A 16,004-nucleotide genomic window follows, 5' to 3' on the forward strand; every position below is an offset into this window, starting at 1 on the left:
GCTACGCCGGCGGGGCCGGATCACGCGAGGAATGGCCGCTTTGTGACGGCCGTCAGGGGATGGACGAGGCATGGACCGGGAGACGACCTTCGAGGCCGAGCGCGGCGCGCTCGACGACGCAGCCGCGCACGACCTTTCGACGTTCCAGGGCGGCCCCGGCCGTGCCCCGGCGCCGCAATCGCCGGTCATGGCCTGGAACGAGTGGGATCCCCTCGAGGAGGTGATCGTCGGCTCGCTCGACGGCGCCACGATCCCGACCCATCACCTGACGGTGATCTTCAACCTGCCGCGGGCCGCCCAGCCGTTCTACCGGCTCGCCTCCGGCTGGAAGTACCCGGGCTTCATGAAGAAGCTGGCCCAGCAGGAGCTGGACGGCTTCATCAAGATCCTGGCCGGCGAGGGCGTGAAGATCCGCCGTCCCGATTCCGTGGACTTCTCGAAGAAGTTCAAGGCGCCGCGCTGGTCCTCGCGCGGCTTCTGCGTCGCCTGCCCGCGCGACCCGTACCTGGTGATCGGCGACGAGATCATCGAGAGCCCGATGTGCTGGCGCTCGCGCTACTTCGAGGGCGACGCCTACCGCTCGCTGTTCAAGGAGTATTTCCGGGCCGGCGCGCGCTGGACCTCGGCGCCGCGGCCCCAGCTCACCGACGATCTGTATAACTACGACTACCGGGTGCCGAACCTGAAGGCCGGCGAACCGATGCAGTTCACGGTCAACGAGTTCGAGCCGGTCTTCGACGCGGCGGACTTCGTGCGCTGCGGCCGCGACCTGTTCGTCACCCGCTCGAACGTGACCAACCTGATGGGCATCGAGTGGCTGCGCCGCCACCTCGGCCCGGGCTTCCGCATCCACGAGATCGAGAGCCGCTGCCCGCAGCCGATGCACATCGATTCGTCGTTCATGCCGCTCGCCCCCGGCAAGGTGCTGGTCAACCCCGACTACATCGACGTCGAGAAGCTGCCGGCGGTGCTCAAGAAGTGGGACGTGCTGATCGCCCCGCGACCCGACCCGGTCGAGGGCTTCATGAGCAAGATCTCGATGTGCTCGCCCTGGACCTCGATCAACGTGCTCGCCATCGACGAGAAGAAGATCGTGGTCGATGCGAGCCAGCCGACGCTGATCAAGGCGCTCAAGGACTGGGGCTTCGACCCGATCCCGACGCCGTTCCTGTCCTACGGCCCGTTCGGCGGCTCGTTCCACTGCGCCACGCTCGACGTGCGCCGGCGCGGCCCGCTGAAGTCGTACTTCTAAGCAGATTTCGCCGAAGTGGAGACCGGTTCGGCGGCAAAAACCTGCGACACAACAAGACCCTGAGCGGGCGAAGCGTTGGCCTGCCAACGCAAGTCTGCTTGGGATCCCGGAGATCCGGCCCGCTCGAGGCGAGCCGGATCTCCCCTCGGGGATACCGAACGCGAAGAGGCCCGCCACCATCCGGTGGCGGGCCTCTTCGTTCGTGCGGACGGGCCGGACGGAGTTCCGTCAGCGCCCGGCGGTCGCGCCCTTGTCGGTCCAGTCCGGCGGCAGGCCGAAGGAATCGCCGACGATGCCGTCGACGCCGGGGGCCCGGCCGAAGGCCTGGCAATCGGGGTCGCGGGGCATCTCGCCGAGCATCGTCACGCGGATGCGCTCGTAGGTCGGGATGGTCAGCTCGGACTCGAACGGGTCCTCGCCGGTGGCGAGGTAGGAGCCGAAATCCTGGCCGAAATCGCCGGCGAGGTCGTAGATGTCGGCGATGGGCGAGAACCGGGCCTGGTTGGTGAAGGAGTTGGCGCCCCCGGCCCACACCATCGCGGCGCGCTGCTGGCGTCGCGCGTCGAGGGCCTCGGCCTCGATCGTGAGGTCGCCGAGGCCGATCGGCAGGCGCGGCACCGGCACCTTGCCGATCGTGTCGGCGAAGCCGACGCCGACCTGCGCCGCGATGGTGATCGCCGCCGAGGCGCCGATGGCGACGCCGGAGGCCGGCACGTTGGTGAGGCCGGCCCGGGTGATGTTGGCCCGCACGGTCAGGTCGGCCGGGCCCGACGAGACCACGTCGTAGCGCAGCGACAGCTCGTAGCAGAGCGCCCGGTCGGCCGCGTTGGCGACCACGTGGCGCTCCCTCTCGGTCAGGACCGGGCCCGCGACCGCGGCCGGAAAGGTGGTGGGGATGATGCGCACCGTGCGCACCCGCGCCATCGCCGCCTTGTCGATGAAGATCCGCGACTTCGTGGCGGTGGCCTCGCTCGGCGTCAGGTGGTCGTAGTTGGTCAGGAGTCCGGTCTGCGTGAGCACCGGCGTGGCGCAGCCGGCGAGCAGCGCCAAGGTCGTCACGGCCGCGACGCGGCGGGCGGCCCGCGCGTTCAAGGCAGCCTTGATGGTCGTCCGCATTCGGTCGCTTTCCCGGATCGCGTGAAGCCGGACCCCCGGGCATCCCGTCATGGATTCCCGAAGGCCGGCTCCCGGCGGCGCGCGAGCGGACCCCGAGAGGCACGCCGCGCCGTTATGTCGTCGAGCCTAACGGTCGCCGGCCGGCCGGGAAAGCCGAGCTTGACCGCGAGCGCCGCTTCGCCCCGGGCTGTAACGCTTGGGCCACATTGTTTCCGATGTCCGCGCCGCGCCCCGGGCGCGCGACCGGTCAGGCCAGGGCTGCCATGCTGCAGCTCTGGCCGCCATCGACCGGCAGGCACACCCCGGTGATGAAGCGGGCCTCGTCGGAAGCGAGGAAGACCGCCGCATGGGCGATGTCCCAGGCTTCGCCCAAGCGCCCCAGCGGCACCCGACGGTCGCGGCCCGATTCGGGGGTGACGGCACCGCGGCACTCGTCGGCCAGGGTCGTGTCGAGGAGGCCCGGCAGGATGGCGTTGGCCCGGATGCCGTCGCGGGCATATTGCATCGCCACCGACACGGTCGCCTGGTTCACCGCCGCCTTGGCGGCCGCATAGGCGAAGGACGGGGCCCCGGCCCAGCGCAAGGCCGCGATCGACGAGATGTTGACGACGGCGCCGGAGCGCCGCGCCCGCATCCCCGGCAGCACCGCCTTGCAGGTGCGCCAGACCCCGCCGACATTGATCTCGATCGCCCGGCGCCAGCTCTCCTCGTCGAGGTCCTCCGGCCCGCCGGCCTCGGGCTGGCCGACATTGTTGTGCAGGATGTCGATGCGGCCGAAGCGGGCCTCGCCGGCGGCGACCGCCCGGGCCACCGCGTCGTAATCGGTGACGTCGGCGGCGAGCGCCTCGGCCTCGTTGCCTTCCTCGGCGATGATCTGCGCCGTCTCCTCGGCGGCGGCGAGGCCCCGGTCGACGCAGACCACCCGGGCGCCCTCCCGGGCGAAGGCGACGGCCACGGCCTTGCCGTTGCCCCAACCGGTGCCGGACGAGCCGGCCCCGAACACGATCGCGACCTTCTTCAGCAGGCGTGTCGACATGGGCCCGGCCTCCGCGCTCGGCGGAGAGACTCGCGGCAAATGCCGGGCGGGCGCAACGGGCGGGGAAGCAGGGCGGCCAGTCTCGGTCCGCATGTCTGCACCGGTATCGCGGCGGTCCCGTCCGTCGGGGAGAATCAGGCTCCGGCGGGCCGGCCTCCCCGGGCCCAGCGCCAGGCCGCGAGGCCGACCGCCAGCGCGAGGGCGACCTGGGCCAGGCTCCCCTCCCCGAGATGGGCATGGCCGAGGCCGTACCGCACGGCGAGGCGCACGAGCGTCCCGGCGATCCAGTAGCCGAGGCAGAAGGTCAGGGCGGCGACGAGGAGGGCGACGAAATCGTTCACGAGCGAAACCCCCGCGGGCGAGGACACCGTGGCGCCGCCTCGACGGGCCGGCGAAGCGGCGCCCGTGCCAGGATAGCGCGGCCTGGCTTGTGCCGGGCCGTCCGCCCGGCACCGGGCAGCCGCTCGACGTCCAGCAAGAGCCGCGCCACCGCCGCGTCGGGTCAGTCCGGGCGGGTCGCCTGCATCGAGGGGCGCTCGCCGAAGCGGGCGTACCAGGAGGCCGCCGCGGGAGCGCGCTCGCGCCAGCCGAGATCGGGAAGGCGCAGGTCGAGATAGCCGAGGGCGCAGCCATACGTGATGGTGGCGATGTCGACCCGATCGCCGAACGCGCCCGCCGCCGCTTCGATCCGCGCCAGGGCATCGCCGATCTTCTCGCGCTGGCCGGCGACCCAGGCGGTGGAGCGCTCGCCCTCCTGGCGCACCCGGGTCTCGTAGACGCACAGCAGCGCGGCATCGAGCAGGCCGTCGCCGGTCGATTGCGCGGTCAGCGCCGCCCAGCGGGCCGGCCCCGCCGCGGGAAACAGGCCGCCCTGCCCGAGATGGTCGAGGTACTCGCAGATCACCCGGCTGTCGGCGAGCGCGGTGCCGTCGTCGAGGATCAGGGTCGGCACCTGCCCGAGCGGGTTCTGGGCCCGGATCGTGGCGTCGCGGTTGATCGGGTGGGCGGCAGCTGGCAGCAGCTCCAACCGGTCGGCGAGGCCGAGCTCGTGGGCGGCCACCAGCACCTTGCGGACGAAGGGCGAGGCCTTGGCGTAGAACAGCTTCATCGGGTCTCCTCCGGATTTTTCTTCTGTCGTCGGCGGGGCGTCTCGTCCGCCTCGGCGGAAGAGGCGCCCCTTCGCATCAGGGCGCGGTCGCGACGGCGGGACCCGTTCCGGTCGCCGTCGTCGGCCGGCCGCTCACTGCCCCCGGGCCGATCCCGCCGGCTTCGCGGCCGGTTTGGCGGCCGGCTTGGCCGGGACCGGCGCGGCGACCGCCGTTCCGGGCTTCGGCGGGGCCGGCGGGCGCGGGGTCTCGACGGAGAGCCGCCGCACCGGCCAGCCGTCGCTCCAGCGCTCCATGTCGGTGAAGCGCGGGTTGCTCTTCAGGCTCGTGGCGGTCTGGCCCGAGAAGGCGGCCGCCGCCGCCATGTCGAAGGTCTTCCAGACCGCGAGGTAGTCGAGGCTGTCGGTGCCCGCGCCGTTGATCTGCCCGACCAGGACGGTCTGCTCGCCGGTCAGCGTCATGTCGGCGGACCACTTGAACGGGGCCGGCTTCTGCTTCGGGTCCGGGGTCGGCAGCTTCAGCTGGGCGACGTCGTAGGCCGTGTTGACGCCGGCGGGCGAGGCCAGGGTGGCCGACAGCGCCGGGAAGCCGTGGTCGTCGGAGAGCGCCCGGACCATCAGCTTGTGATCGGTCGGCACGGCGGTCGCCTCGCGCATCACCCGCCGGGCGGCGATGTCGGCGGCCCGCGCGTCGCGGTCGCCGATCACCGTGACGATGAGCGTCGCGGGATCGATGGCGTTGAGGTCGTGGAGCGCGATGCCCCGGGCCTTGTCGTCCCGGGCGATGCCGCCCGGCATCGCCCCGAAGATCAGCCGTGGCACCGGCAGGCCGGTCTCCCGCGCATGCGCCGCGAGGTTCGCTGCCAGCGGCACCCCGGCGAGATGGCCGACCAGCGCCACGCGGGTCGTGTCGGGCTTGGCTTCCTGGTCGCCGGCGAGCTCGGCGAGCGCGTCCTTGACGAGGTTGGCCGCGATGCCGCTCGCATCCACCGGCCGGGTGCGGCCCACCTCCTGGAAGCGCGGAAACAGCACGAGGTAGCCGGAGCGCGCGAGGTGCTCGATGAAGGAGCCGTAGGCCTGCGGGTTCACCGCCCCCCAGGCATGCAGCATCACCGCCACCGGGCGTCCCTGCTCGGGAGCCGCGCCGTTGCCGTAATAGGCCAGCGTGACCGCTCCAGCGCGGCCGAGCACCCGTTTCACCACGCTGGCGCTGGCATAGCCCTGGCCTCCCGGCCCCTCCTTGGGCTGGGCGGGCGGCGTGGCGGCGCCGGCGCCTGGCGCGCCGCCGAGGACCACGAAGGCCAGGGCGAGCGGAAGGGCGAGGCGGGTGAAGGTTAGCGGCGGCATGAGGCTGGGGGGCTGGCGGCTCGGGAGCCGCACCCCACACTGTTTCGCGCCCGCACTCAAGGCACGATCGACCGGCAAGGGGGTGTTCCTGCCCGTCATGTCGTTTCCACGGTACAGTCCCGCTCCCACGATCGGGTCCGGACGCCGAACGGTTCCTCGTGCGGCGCAAATGCCTAGCGTCGGGATCCGGGGTCGTCGCCCAGCACGGCGTGCAGCTGCTCGACCAGGGCGTCGAGTTCCCGCGGCACCGGCGCGTCGCTCACATCCGTGTACATCGCCCGCAGGTCGTGCCCGAGCTTGGCAAGCAGCAACGCATCGGCGAGCGAAGACGCCGTGATGTGCGTCTGGCCGAAGCTCGCGGCGTGATTGCTCGGAATCAGCTTCATGGCGCGTCAACGGGACGACAGTCCCGGCTCCGTCAAGACGAGGGCGGTGTTCGATACACGGGGCCCGTACCCGTGCAGGTTATGGAGAGGCAGGGGTGCCGGCTCGACATGAACAACGCACGTCAAGGGGGGCAGTTGCGCCCGATTTTCGGGCAACGCCGATTCGCCGACCGCGACGACAGGTCCGAGATCCTGCGCCGCGGACGATTCTCTTTTAAGCCGACGGGGTTTAGCACAGTGGAGGAACGGGTCGGCCCCCGGCCCGTCGCCTCCCTCGCCGCCCCTCCGGTGATCGCGGACGACGCGTCGCACGCCCTTGGGTCCACACGGTCCGGTTGTCACCCGGCTGGCATCGTCCAGACCGGATTGGGTGGACCGGGAGGCCTCCCATCAAGGGGCTCTCGTCTCGTGAGCCTCACATGGGCGGCGTCAGGCCGTCCTTGCCGACCGACACGCTGCGCGCCTCCAGATGGTCGCCGTCGCGCACCGCGGAGGCGAAGACCTTGGCGCCCGGCACCAGCACCGCCCGGTCGGCGGGCTCCAGCCGCACGATCGGCGTGCCCGGCGGCACCGCGACCGCGAGGCTCTGCCCCTTGTACGAGACCGTGAGGGTGCGGCCGGCACCGGGCGCGCCCGCGACGGTGCCGTTCGTCATGCTGGTCTCGACGCTCGGGGCCCCGACAGTCCCGTTGGTCATGCTCGTCTCGACCTCCGGCGCCTTGACGGTGCCGTTCGTCATGCTGGTCTCGACCGCGCCGCTGGCGGCACCGTCGGGCAGGCGGTCCCACGGGTAGTGCCCCTCCCCCGCGCCCCGCAGGGCCTCGGGGAAGATCAGGACCTCCAGGGCGACCGGCGGGTCGCCGGGCTTCGGCCCGGCCTTGGCGGCGGTGCCGATGAAGCTGCCGTCCTTGACGTCGTCGAGGCTCGCCGGGGCGAGCTGCGCCACCCGCGTCCCTGCGGCGAGCCGCACGGTCTCGGTCGTGCCGGCACGGGTGCGGATGGTGACCGCGTCGCCCTCGACGCGTTCGATCGTGCCGCGCAGGCGCTCGACCTGCGGCGCAGCGAGGGCAGCGCCGAAGGGACCGCCTGCGGCCAGCATCAGGCCGGCGGCTGCGATCGTCCTGAGAAGGGGCATGGGGGACACTCCGGGAGATGGGCCTGGGGATCCGGGCCCCGCCCGTTATGGTTCGCCCCGCCGCGCCGGACATTCCTCTCGCGCACACGTGAACGGGCGGAGGATCGCGAGACCGGCTTCCGCCCGATCGCCTCGCGACGCGGGACACGCCACAGGAGGCGGTGTGGGCGAAACGGCAGCGCGACCGGACGAGCCCCTACTCCTCCTCGGCCTCTTCCGGCTCCAGCGTCGCCTTGACGGTCTCGAGCACCCGCCGGGCGAGGTCGGAATCCGGGTCCTCGCGGTTCAGCGCGTCCTCCAGCATGGCGAGGTAGCTGCCGAGCTGGTGGCGGTAATGGTCGGAATCGATGCCCCGCAGGATGCCGGCGACGAAGCGCACCGCCATCTGCAGGGCGACCTGCTTCACGGCGACGTCGGACTGCGCCTCCGACAGCCGGGCGATCATCTCGCCGTGATGGGCCGAGAGGGTGGTCAGGCCGGTGATCTTGTCGTCCTGGCTCATCGCGCGGGTCTCCCGAAGATGCGAAAGGGGCCCTTCCCGATCGGAAAAGGCCCCCGTCGCCGGTGATGGTCCCGGGTCCCGTCAGCCGGGGCCCGGTCGGCGGAGGGCCGCCCCCGTGGGAGCGGCCCCTGTCCGGTCCTTACGCCGCGAGCTGGCGCAGGACGTAGGGAAGGATGCCGCCGTTGCGGAAGTACTCGAGCTCGTCGAGCGTATCGATGCGGCAGGTCAGCGGGACCTCCTTCACCGAGCCGTCGGCCGAGGTGATCTTGGCGGTGAGCGTCTGGCGCGGCTTCAGCTCGCCGGCCAGGCCCTCGATCGTCACGGTCTCGTCGCCCTTCAGGCCGAGCGAGGCCCAGGAGGCGTCGCCCTGGAACACCAGCGGCACCACGCCCATGCCGACGAGGTTCGAGCGGTGGATGCGCTCGAAGCTCTCGGCGATCACGGCGCGGACGCCGAGCAGCTTGGTGCCCTTCGCCGCCCAGTCGCGCGACGAGCCGGTGCCGTATTCCTTGCCGGCGAACACCACCAGCGGGGTGCCCTCCTGCTCGTAGCGCATCGCGGCGTCGTAGATGAACATCCGCTCGCCCGACGGCTGGTAGAGGGTGTAGCCGCCCTCGACCACGCTGCCGGACTCGTCGCGCACCATCTGGTTCTTGATGCGGATATTGGCGAAGGTGCCCCGCATCATGACTTCGTGGTTGCCGCGGCGCGTGCCGTACTGGTTGAAGTCCTGCACCCGGACCTGATGCTCCTGCAGGTAGGCGCCCGCCGGAGACGCCGCCCGGATGTTGCCGGCCGGCGAGATGTGGTCGGTGGTGATGGAGTCGAGGAACAGGCCGAGGATGCGGGCATTGACCACGTCCTCCACCGGCTTCGGGGTCTTCTCCATGCCGACGAAGTAGGGCGGGTTCTGGACGTAGGTCGAGCCGCCGTTCCACGCGAAGGTCTCGGCCTCGGTGACCTCGACGTCCTTCCAGTTCTGGTCACCGCCGAACACGTCGGCGTAGCGCGACTTGAACAGGGTCGAGGTGATGTTGGCCTCGATGAACTCCTGGACCTCGGCGGTCGAGGGCCAGATGTCCTTCAGGTAGACCGGCTTGCCGTCCGAGCCGGTGCCGAGGGGCTCGGTGGTGATGTCGATCTGCATCGAGCCGGCGAGCGCGTAGGCGACGACGAGCGGCGGCGAGGCGAGGTAGTTCGCCCGCACGTCGGGGTTCACCCGGCCCTCGAAGTTGCGGTTGCCCGAGAGCACCGCGGCGGCCACCACGTCGTTGTCGTTGATCGACTTCGAGATCGCCGCCGGCAGCGGGCCCGAATTGCCGATGCAGGTGGTGCAGCCGAAGCCGACGAGGTTGAAGCCGAGCGCGTCGAGGCTCGGCTGCAGGCCGGCCTTGTCCAGGTACTCGGCGACGACCTGGGACCCGGGGGCGAGCGAGGTCTTCACCCAGGGCTTCGAGCGCAGACCCTTGGCCACCGCGTTGCGGGCGAGAAGCCCGGCGCCGATCATCACGCTCGGGTTCGAGGTGTTGGTGCAGCTCGTGATCGCGGCGATCACCACGTCGCCGTGGCCGATGTCGAAGTTCGCGCCCTCGACCGGATAGCGCTTGGCGATGTCGGCCGCCTTCTTGAACTCGGTCTCCATCGACTGGGCGAAGCCGGGCTTGGCGCCGTCGAGCAGAACGCGGTCCTGGGGACGCTTCGGGCCGGCGAGCGAGGGCTTCACGTCGCCCATGTCGAGGGCGAGCGTGTCGGTGAAGACCGGGTCCGGGGTCTGGGCGTCACGCCACATCCCTTGCGCCTTGGCGTAGGCCTCGACCAGCGCGATGCGGTCGTCGGCGCGGCCGGTGACCTTCAGGAAGTCGATGGTCTTCTGGTCGACGGGGAAGAAGCCGCAGGTCGCGCCGTATTCCGGCGCCATGTTGGAGATCGTGGCGCGGTCGGCGACCGACATGTCGTCGAGGCCCGGGCCGTAGAACTCCACGAACTTGCCGACCACGCCCTTCTTGCGCAGCATCTGGGTGACGGTGAGCACGAGGTCGGTGGCGGTGGTGCCCTCGGGCAGCTTGCCCGACAGCTTGAAGCCGACGACCTCGGGGATCAGCATCGACAGCGGCTGGCCGAGCATCGCGGCCTCGGCCTCGATGCCGCCGACGCCCCAGCCCAGCACGGCCAGACCGTTGACCATCGTGGTGTGCGAGTCGGTGCCGACCAGCGAATCCGGGTAGGCGACCTCATGGCCCTCGAAGGGCTTCGTCCAGACGGTCTGCGACAGGTACTCAAGGTTGACCTGGTGGCAGATGCCGGTGCCCGGGGGCACGACGGAGAAATTGTCGAAGGCCGACTGGCCCCATTTCAGGAAGGTGTAGCGCTCGCCGTTGCGCTCGTATTCCAGCGCGACGTTGTCGGCGAGCGCCTTCGGGGTGCCGAACTCGTCGACGATGACCGAGTGGTCGATGACGAGATCGACGGGCACCAGCGGGTTGATCTTCTGCGGGTCGCCGCCGAGCGCCACCATGGCGTCGCGCATCGCCGCGAGATCGACCACCGCCGGCACGCCGGTGAAGTCCTGCATCAGCACGCGCGAGGGACGGAACGCGATCTCGACCTCGGTCTTGCCGCGGTTCTCGAGCCAGCCGACCACGGCCTCGATATCGGCCTTCTTGACCGAGCGGTCGTCCTCGTAGCGCAGCAGGTTCTCAAGCAGCACCTTCATCGAGAAGGGCAGGCGGCTCGCATCCGGCAGGCCGTTCTTCTCGGCCTGTGGAATCGCGTAGATGGTGTAGGTCTTGGCGCCGGCCTGAAGGGTCTGGCGGGCCTTGAAGCTGTCGATCGATGCCACGGCGTGGTCCTCGCGAGGGGTTGTCGAACACGGCGCAGGCAGGACCTGCGCCACTCAGAAGTGTTCGGCCGGATGCGCTGACGGGATCGATCGTGCCTGACGCCAAGGGATCGCCACGCACGAAACACCCGTGTGCCGCCCGCCCTCGCCTTGCGGCTGAGAATCGGACGGTGCGCGCGCCGCCCCGGGGGTGCCCGGACTGGGATGCGCGAAGGACGGTTTGGACGCCTCTGAAGGTCGCGCGGCGCAGCCGGGGATGCGTATAGAACACTTCGAAACTGGCCGCTACGGGTCTCTCGGCCGCGCAATCGGTCATTCTCGCCGGGGCAGGCATAGCGTAAACGCGGGCGGTCCCTCCCGCCCGCGGAGCCCCCTGCCCCACGGAGCCCTCCGCCCCACGGAGCCCTCTGCCCTTGGAGCCTCTGCCCTTGGAGCCTCTGCCCTTGGAGCCTTTTCCCTTGGACCCCCGCCCTTGCGCCTGATCGCCGAGGACCTCGCCTGCCGGCGCTCCGGCCGCCGCATCTTCGCCGGGCTCTCCTTCACCCTGGCCGCCGGCGAGGCGCTGACGGTGACCGGCCGCAACGGCGCCGGCAAGTCGTCGCTGCTGGCGATCCTCGCCGGGCGGCTGCGGCCCGAGGCCGGTCGGCTCGTGGCCGAAGAAGTGGGCGAGCGCACCATCCCCGAATGCCTCCACGTCGTCGGCCACCGCGACGGCCTGAAGGGCGCGCTCACCGCGGAGGAGAACCTCGCCTTCGCCCGCGACCTCCTGGGGGATGCCGACCTCGAACCCCGCGCGGCGCTGGCCCGTCTTGGCCTCGCCCACGCGGCCGGCCTGCCGGTGGCCTATCTCTCGGCCGGCCAGCGCCGACGGGTGGCGCTCGCCCGGCTCCTCGTCTGCCGCCGGCCGCTCTGGCTCCTCGACGAGCCGACCGCCGCCCTCGACGTCGCCTCGCAGGCCGCCCTCGCCGGGTTGATGCGGGCCCACCTGGCGGGGGGCGGCCTCGTCATCGCCGCCACCCATCAGGCGCTCGGGCTCGAGAAGGCGCGGGACTTGTCGGTCGAAGCCTTCCGCACCGGCCGGTCGGAGGCCGCTGCCGATCCCTTCTCCGAGGTGATGTGATGGGACGCGCCTTCCTGGCGGTGGTCGCCCGCGACCTGCGGCTCGCCGGCCGCATCGGCGGCTCGGGCGCCCTGTCCCTGGTGTTCTTCCTGATGATCGTCGCCCTGGTGCCGTTCGGGCTCGGGCCCGACCTCAACCTGCTCGCCCGGATCGGCCCCGGCATCCTGTGGATCGCCGCGGTGCTGGCGACGCTGATCGGCCTCGACCGGCTGTTCCAGGCCGACGACGAGGACGGCTCCCTCGACCTCCTCTCCGGCGCCCCGGCGCCGCTCGAACTCCTGGTGCTGGCCAAGGTCACGGCGCACTGGCTCACCACCGGCCTGCCCCTGGCGCTGGCGACCCCGCTCTTCGGGCTCCTGGTGGCGCTCAGCCCCACCGGCATGGCGGCGACCAGCCTGACGCTGCTGGTCGGCACCCCGGCGCTCACCTTCATCGGCGCCGTCGGCGCGGCACTCACCGCCTCCATCCGCCGCGGCGGCCTGATCCTCGCCGTGGTGGTGCTGCCCCTGATGGTGCCGACCCTGATCTTCGGCGTCTCGGCGGCGGACTCGGCGCTCGGCGGCACCGTGCCGTTCGCGACGCCGCTGGCGATCCTGGGTGCGCTGAGCCTCGCGGCGGGGGTGGTCGGCACGCTGGCGGCGGCGGCGGCGTTGCGATGGGGGGAATAGGCTCAGGCCGCCCTCAGCTTTCGGGCCGCCTCGGCCAGCGCCTCGTGCATGCGCGTCTGCCAGCCCGGACCGGTGGCCTTGAAGGTCTCGAGGATCTCGGGATCGATCCGCAACGACACCGGAACGCGCCGCGTCTCCGACCTTGGCCGGCCTGCACGGCTCCGGAACGCGGCCGCCATCTCGTCCGGCATGCCGTCGGGCCCCGGACGCGCCCGCGCCAGCTCGTCGCCCGTCAGCGGCGGGGTGTCGGAGACCTCATCCCAATCGTCCTGCGAGTAGAGTGGGTTCGGAACGTATCCGGGTGCTCGGTCATGGGACGGCATAGGCGGCCCTCTCGGTCTTGTTGGCGCGGCGGACGCTGACGACAGCGGTGGCTTCCGACCCGAACGGAGAGACGATCGCCACCACGACGTCCTCTCCGTACCAAGTGCCGATCAGCTTGAATCTGGCACGTCCGGTTTCGCTTTGTGCGGCATCGATGGTGAGGAAGCGCTCGAAGCTGAATGCATCCTCGAAATCCGCGAGGTCGAAACCGTGCTTCGTGAGGTTTGCCTGTCGTTTCGGCTCGTCCCACACGAACGTCATGGTTCGTATCCTCCATATTTTCGTATATACGAAAATATGTGCTGCAGCAATCGGGGCGTATCTGCAGGAGCGCGGCAGTCATGCCGTCGTGGAAACATCCCGTTCCATGACTACCGTCCGTTCCTCCGCGTGCCGGTGCTCGCGTGTCGCCCGGAACCCGAGCCGCGCGTAGAAGCCCACCGCCGTCAGCGAGGATTGCAGGGTCAGGGTCGTCACGCCCGCCGCCCGTGCGGCGCGGTCGACCTCGCCCATCAGGCACCGGCCGATGCCGCGTCCCTGCGCTTCGGGGGCGACGAAGACGGCGCGCACCACCCGGCCGTCGCGGCTCGCCGTGCCGAGGATGCGGTCGCCGTCGAGGGCGACGAAGACCTGCCGTGCCGCGAGCTGCGCGGCGATTCCTTCCGGCGTGAAGCCGCGGGCGATCCGCGCGATCGTCTCGGGCCCGTAATCGCGGGCGTTGGTCTCGTGCAACGCCGCGAGGACGACGCGGCTGATGCCCGCCGCATCGTCCGTCATTGCCGTGCGGATCGTGCAAGCCATGCGACACCCTCCCCCGACGCCGCGCGCCGGGGGAGCGCGGCGGCTAGAACACCGCCTGCCCCATCAGCACCGCCGCGATCACGATCACCACTGCGATCACCAGGAAGAGCCCGAACAGCAGCCGCGCGATGCCGCGGGCGCCCGACGCCACGTTGGTGAAGCCGAGGCCGCCGGCCACCAGCGAGATCACGAAGAAGATGATCGCCCATTTCAACATCGCGGCGGTACTCCGATGCCTTGCGACAAGTCGCAGCGATAACCGGCACCGCCACGCTTCGTTCCGGTGCGGCCCGTCCCGAAGCGTCTCGCCCGTCTGCGCCGTTCGTCCGCATTGCCCGCGCCGCCCCGCACGGGCTACACCGCGACCATGGCGATGGGTCTCCTCACCCGGCTGGCGCAGCCCGGCCACTTCATGCGCTGGTCCGGGGCCGTGCTGCCCTGGGTGGCGGGCCTCGCGGTCGTGCTGCTGGCGGTCGGCCAGTACCTGACCTGGTTCGTCGTGCCCCCCGACTACCAGCAGGGCGAGACGGTGCGGATCATGTACATCCACGTCCCGGCGGCCTGGATGGCGGTGTTCTTCTACGGCGCCATGGCGGTCTCGGCGCTCGGCACCCTGATCTGGCGCCATCCGCTGGCCGACGTGGCGCAGCGCGCCGCCGCCCCGATCGGCGCCGCCTTCACGCTGATCTGCCTCGTCACCGGCTCGCTCTGGGGCAAGCCGATGTGGGGCACCTACTGGGTCTGGGACGCGCGCCTGACCTCGATGCTGGTGCTCTTCCTGATCTATTGCGGGCTCCTCGCCCTGTGGCGGACCATCGAGGATCCGAGCCGGGCCGCCCGGGCGGTCGCGATCCTGACCCTCGTCGGCGCGGTCAACCTGCCGATCATCAAGTTCTCGGTGAACTGGTGGTCGACCCTGCACCAGCCGGCCTCGATCCTGCGGATGGGCGGGCCGACCATCTACGCCTCGATGCTCTATCCCCTGCTCGTCATGATCGCCGCCGCCTCGGTGCTCGGTATCGCCCTGCATCTCCAGGCGATGCGCACCGAGATCCTGCGCCGGCGCGTGCGCACGCTCACGATCCTCGAAGCCGAGCGGCTCGACGCCGCCCTGATGGCGCCGCAGGCAGCCTGACCATGGATCTCGGACCCCACGCCGCCTTCATCCTCGGCGCCTACGGCTTCACCGCCCTGGTGATCGTCGGGCTCGTCGCCCACGCGATCCTCGACCGGCGGGCGCAGGAACGGGCGCTCGCCCGCCTGGCGAAGGAGCCCCTCAAGCACGAGCTGGCGCGGGGCGCCCGGTGAGCGACGCTCCCCCGCACCCGGTCGACGCGGCCGAACCAGCCGACGAGACGCCGCGCCGCTCCCGGCTGATCTTCCTGCTGCCGCTCCTCGCCTTCGCGGCGCTCGCCGGCATCTTCCTCGGCAAGCTGCTCACCAAGGGCTACGACCCCTCGGCCATCCCCTCGGCGCTGATCGGCCGGCAGGTGCCCGACTTCGTCCTGCCGCCGGTCCCCGGCCTGGCGGCGGACGGCGCCGCGGTGCCGGGCCTGACGGCGGCGGACCTGAAGGGCAAGGTGACGGTGCTCAACGTCTGGGCGTCGTGGTGCGCGCCCTGCCAGATCGAGCACCCGATGCTGATGCGGCTCTCCCGCGACGGGGTGAACCTCGTCGGCATCGACTACAAGGACCAGCCCGAGAACGGCCGTCGTTTCCTCGGGCGCCACGGCAACCCGTTCCGCGCCGTCGGCGCCGACGAGGCCGGCCGCGTCGGCATCGACCTCGGGGTCTACGGCGTGCCGGAGACCTTCGTCATCGGCCCGGACGGGCGCATCCGCGAAAAGCTCGTCGGCATCCTGACGCCGGAGACCTACGACGCCTTCCTCGCCCGGGTGCGGGCGATGAAATAGGAGCGGGGCTCGGCCCCCGCCCCTGTCTCGGCCTCCGCTTCCGCCGCGGTCGTCCGGGGGAGGGAGTGCCCGGCGCTCCCTATTTCGGCAGGGCGTAGATGTTGACCTCCAGCGCCTCGTCGGACGGGCTCGCGAGCGGGGTCAGGTACTCCTCCACGAAGGCGTCCTGGACGAGGATGCCCTTGGCGTCGAGATAGGCCGTCACCGTCTCGTAGGTCTGGTCGATGCCCTCGTAGGGGCCCTTGTGGGTGAAGCGCAGGGCCTTGCCGCTCGGGGTGGCGCCGAAGCGCAGGTCGTCGGGCAGGCCGGCCGGGCGCGGGTTCGGCACCGCCTCGACCGGCACCATCACCTCGTACTGGAAGCCGTCGTCGTCGGTGCGATTGAAGACCGAGATCGGCTTGCCGTTGGCCTTGATGCCGGCCTGGGCCAGCGCCGCCTCGACCTTGGCGATCGCGTCCTT

Annotated in this window: 20 protein-coding genes; 6 read left to right on the forward strand and 14 right to left on the reverse strand. The window is 71.1% G+C overall.

Translation table 11 applies throughout. The features are described from left to right. The first annotated feature begins 70 nt into the window (after window positions 1-70). On the forward strand, window positions 71-1,252 hold the full coding sequence (locus QR78_RS19245; RefSeq protein ID WP_048429175.1) for an amidinotransferase: 1,182 nt from the start codon (window positions 71-73) through the stop codon (window positions 1,250-1,252). Between the two features lie 228 nt (window positions 1,253-1,480). On the opposite strand, the gene QR78_RS19250 is transcribed toward QR78_RS19245, so the two are convergent. The 9 genes from QR78_RS19250 to acnA form a co-directional block, all read right to left on the reverse strand. Continuing rightward, window positions 1,481-2,368, reverse strand: coding sequence for a DUF3313 domain-containing protein (locus tag QR78_RS19250; protein ID WP_048429176.1), 888 nt, complete (start codon window positions 2,366-2,368; stop codon window positions 1,481-1,483). Between the two features lie 247 nt (window positions 2,369-2,615). Beyond that, entirely contained in the window at window positions 2,616-3,404 is a 789-nt protein-coding gene (locus QR78_RS19255) for an SDR family NAD(P)-dependent oxidoreductase (protein ID WP_048429177.1), read from the reverse strand. A gap of 134 nt (window positions 3,405-3,538) precedes the next feature. Beyond that, the gene (locus QR78_RS19260) at window positions 3,539-3,745 is read right to left on the reverse strand and encodes a hypothetical protein (protein WP_048429198.1); all 207 of its coding nucleotides are present in this window, start codon (window positions 3,743-3,745) and stop codon (window positions 3,539-3,541) included. Window positions 3,746-3,906: 161 nt separating this feature from the next. Further along, window positions 3,907-4,512: a glutathione S-transferase family protein gene (locus QR78_RS19265; protein WP_048429178.1), complete on the reverse strand. Its 606-nt coding sequence runs from the start codon at window positions 4,510-4,512 to the stop codon at window positions 3,907-3,909. Between the two features lie 132 nt (window positions 4,513-4,644). After that, window positions 4,645-5,856 (reverse strand): alpha/beta hydrolase, encoded by a 1,212-nt coding sequence (locus QR78_RS19270; RefSeq protein ID WP_053220987.1) that lies wholly within the window; start codon window positions 5,854-5,856, stop codon window positions 4,645-4,647. Window positions 5,857-6,029: 173 nt separating this feature from the next. Next, window positions 6,030-6,242 (reverse strand): NepR family anti-sigma factor, encoded by a 213-nt coding sequence (locus QR78_RS19275; protein ID WP_048429179.1) that lies wholly within the window; start codon window positions 6,240-6,242, stop codon window positions 6,030-6,032. 415 nt (window positions 6,243-6,657) lie between these two features. Next, on the reverse strand, window positions 6,658-7,377 hold the full coding sequence (locus QR78_RS19280; protein ID WP_048429180.1) for a hypothetical protein: 720 nt from the start codon (window positions 7,375-7,377) through the stop codon (window positions 6,658-6,660). 196 nt (window positions 7,378-7,573) lie between these two features. After that, window positions 7,574-7,879 (reverse strand): hypothetical protein, encoded by a 306-nt coding sequence (locus tag QR78_RS19285; protein WP_048429181.1) that lies wholly within the window; start codon window positions 7,877-7,879, stop codon window positions 7,574-7,576. 139 nt (window positions 7,880-8,018) lie between these two features. Then, window positions 8,019-10,718, reverse strand: a complete 2,700-nt coding sequence (gene acnA / locus QR78_RS19290; RefSeq protein ID WP_048429182.1) for an aconitate hydratase AcnA — start codon at window positions 10,716-10,718, stop codon at window positions 8,019-8,021. 472 nt (window positions 10,719-11,190) lie between these two features. Between acnA and ccmA the strand changes: the two genes are divergently transcribed. Further along, the gene (gene ccmA, locus QR78_RS19295) at window positions 11,191-11,838 is read left to right on the forward strand and encodes a heme ABC exporter ATP-binding protein CcmA (protein WP_048429183.1); all 648 of its coding nucleotides are present in this window, start codon (window positions 11,191-11,193) and stop codon (window positions 11,836-11,838) included. Further along, window positions 11,838-12,506: a heme exporter protein CcmB gene (ccmB, locus tag QR78_RS19300; RefSeq protein WP_048429184.1), complete on the forward strand. Its 669-nt coding sequence runs from the start codon at window positions 11,838-11,840 to the stop codon at window positions 12,504-12,506. Before ccmA ends, ccmB begins: the two co-directional genes overlap by 1 nt. Window positions 12,507-12,508: 2 nt before the next feature. On the opposite strand, the gene QR78_RS19305 is transcribed toward ccmB, so the two are convergent. From QR78_RS19305 to QR78_RS32995, 4 genes are all read right to left on the reverse strand, one after another. Beyond that, complete coding sequence (locus QR78_RS19305; RefSeq protein WP_048429185.1) at window positions 12,509-12,829, reverse strand: BrnA antitoxin family protein; 321 nt, start codon at window positions 12,827-12,829, stop codon at window positions 12,509-12,511. Then, a complete protein-coding gene (locus QR78_RS19310) occupies window positions 12,816-13,091 on the reverse strand; it encodes a BrnT family toxin (RefSeq protein WP_048429186.1) in 276 nt (91 codons plus the stop codon). The genes QR78_RS19305 and QR78_RS19310 overlap by 14 nt, the downstream gene beginning before the upstream one ends. Before the next feature lie 78 nt (window positions 13,092-13,169). Further along, window positions 13,170-13,631, reverse strand: a complete 462-nt coding sequence (locus tag QR78_RS19315; RefSeq protein ID WP_048429187.1) for a GNAT family N-acetyltransferase — start codon at window positions 13,629-13,631, stop codon at window positions 13,170-13,172. A gap of 43 nt (window positions 13,632-13,674) precedes the next feature. After that, window positions 13,675-13,848 carry a DUF1328 domain-containing protein gene (locus tag QR78_RS32995; RefSeq protein WP_048429188.1) on the reverse strand — a complete coding sequence of 58 codons (174 nt, stop codon included), beginning with the start codon at window positions 13,846-13,848 and terminating at the stop codon, window positions 13,675-13,677. Window positions 13,849-13,998: 150 nt separating this feature from the next. On the opposite strand from QR78_RS32995, the gene QR78_RS19325 reads away from it, so the two are divergent. The 3 genes from QR78_RS19325 to QR78_RS19335 are packed head-to-tail and all read left to right on the forward strand — an operon-like array spanning window position 13,999 to window position 15,544. Beyond that, a complete protein-coding gene (locus tag QR78_RS19325; RefSeq protein WP_048429200.1) occupies window positions 13,999-14,766 on the forward strand; it encodes a heme ABC transporter permease in 768 nt (255 codons plus the stop codon). 2 nt (window positions 14,767-14,768) lie between these two features. Further along, a complete protein-coding gene (ccmD, locus tag QR78_RS19330; protein WP_048429189.1) occupies window positions 14,769-14,939 on the forward strand; it encodes a heme exporter protein CcmD in 171 nt (56 codons plus the stop codon). Then, on the forward strand, window positions 14,936-15,544 hold the full coding sequence (locus QR78_RS19335) for a DsbE family thiol:disulfide interchange protein (RefSeq protein WP_048429190.1): 609 nt from the start codon (window positions 14,936-14,938) through the stop codon (window positions 15,542-15,544). The genes ccmD and QR78_RS19335 overlap by 4 nt, the downstream gene beginning before the upstream one ends. Before the next feature lie 79 nt (window positions 15,545-15,623). Here QR78_RS19335 and QR78_RS19340 read toward each other — a convergent pair. Next, a partial coding sequence (locus QR78_RS19340; protein WP_048429191.1) for a GyrI-like domain-containing protein occupies window positions 15,624-16,004 on the reverse strand: 381 nt, incomplete at its 5' end.

This window comes from Methylobacterium indicum, assembly GCF_001043895.1.
Lineage (GTDB): Bacteria > Pseudomonadota > Alphaproteobacteria > Rhizobiales > Beijerinckiaceae > Methylobacterium > Methylobacterium indicum.